The organism is Actinoplanes sp. NBRC 103695, assembly GCF_030269485.1.
Taxonomy (GTDB): domain Bacteria; phylum Actinomycetota; class Actinomycetes; order Mycobacteriales; family Micromonosporaceae; genus Actinoplanes.
In genome coordinates this window covers 1-1,664 of the sequence record NZ_BSTL01000099.1, presented here as the reverse complement: position 1 = coordinate 1,664, position 1,664 = coordinate 1, and the positions used below count along the sequence as shown (strand labels likewise).

The 1,664-nt window shown below is 67.8% G+C and carries 1 protein-coding gene; it reads left to right on the top strand.

Annotation, left to right across the window (positions count from 1 at the left end; translation table 11 throughout):
- Positions 1-119 precede the first annotated feature (119 nt).
- Positions 120-1,520 carry an IS1380 family transposase gene (locus QSK31_RS48415; RefSeq protein WP_285691979.1) on the top strand — a complete coding sequence of 467 codons (1,401 nt, stop codon included), beginning with the start codon at positions 120-122 and terminating at the stop codon, positions 1,518-1,520.
- Positions 1,521-1,664: the final 144 nt, after the last annotated feature.

Below are 1,664 nucleotides of genomic sequence, written 5' to 3'. Positions count from 1 at the left end.
CCTCGACCCTTCGTTAAGGGGTGTCCAAGGACTGGGCAGAAACGAAGAAGTGCCTTCTGATCAGGGAAAATAGGACTTGCTGAGGGTCCAAGTTTCCTGTCACGGAAGGCACTTGCAGGGTGCAGGTTACCGCAACACGTCCGAAGATTACGGTGGCCGGAGGTGGGCGGGGCGTGGTCGGTCACGCCGGTGCCCGGCTCCTCACCGATCTCGCTGACGCGACGGGTTTGACCAGTGCTTTCAGTCAGGCGTTGGCCGGATTGCGGCGGCGACGGCGCGGGCATGACCCGGGCCGGATCGCCGTCGATCTGGCCGTGATGCTGGCCGATGGCGGTGAGGCCATCGCCGATCTGGCGGTGCTGCGCAACCAGCCGGCCTTGTTCGGGCCGGTCGCCTCCGATCCGAGCGCGTGGCGGCTGCTGTCCCGCCTCGACGACACGCTTCTGGCCGACCTGCGGACCGCCCGGGCTGCTGCCCGTGAGGTTGCCTGGGCTCAGCACGCCGAGGTCCGCGGTGATCTGCCCCGGCCGATGGTGGCCGGCCAGCCGATCGCCGGTCTGGTCCTGGACATCGACGCGACCATCGTTATTAGTCACTCCGAAAAGGAGTCCGCGACCCGGACCTGGAAGAAGACGTTCGGGTTCCATCCGCTGCTGTGCTTTCTCGACAACACCGGTGAAGCTTTGGCCGGCATGCTGCGTGAGGGCCGGGCCGGATCGAACACCACCACCGACCACATCACCGTCCTCGACCAAGCCCTCGCTCAGATTCCCGACGCCGTCCGGCACGGCACCCCGATCCTGCTGCGCAGTGATTCGGCCGGTTCCAGCCACGGTTTCCTGGCCCACATCCGCAGGCTGCGCGAGCAGCAGCATCTCGACATCCGGTTCAGTGTCGGCGCCGCGATCACCGAACCCGTGCGGGAAGCGATCCGGGCCGCGACCGGCTGGATCCCCGCCCTCGACACCGACGGCGGGCTGCGCGAACACGCCGAGGTCTGCGAAATCACCGGCCTGATCGACGCCACCGGCTGGCCCGACGGCACCCGGTTCCTGGTCCGCCGGGAACGCCCGCACCCCGGCGCCCAACTCTCTTTGTTCGACACCATCGAAGGGTGGCGGCACCAGGTCGTCGCCACCGACACCCAGCCCGGCAACGGATCCCTGCAATTGCTGGAAGCCCGGCACCGGGCCCACGCCCGCGTCGAGGACCGCATCCGCTGCGGCAAGAACACCGGCTTCGGCCGGTTCCCGTCCCGCGTCTTCGCGATCAACCAGGCCTGGCTGCAACTCGCCCTGACCGGGATCGACCTGCTCGCCTGGACCCAAACCCTGCTCCTGGACGGCGACCTCGCCCGCGCCGAGCCCAAGAAACTGCGCTACCGGCTGCTGCACGTCGCCGCCCGGATCACCCGCACCGCCCGCCAGACCCGCCTCGCCATCGCCGCCAACTGGCCCTGGACCGACGCCTTGACCAGCGCGTTCAGCAACCTCGCCGCACTACCACGGCCAACCGGCTGACTTCGCGGCTCACGCACCAACCAGCAACACGGAGGAACCCGGCCGAGCGCCGGGCCCTCACCATGCCTACAGAACAGCTAAAAGCACGCGAATCGCATTCATCGAATCATAGCTATGGGCCGACGGCCAAGCGAAAGACTGAGG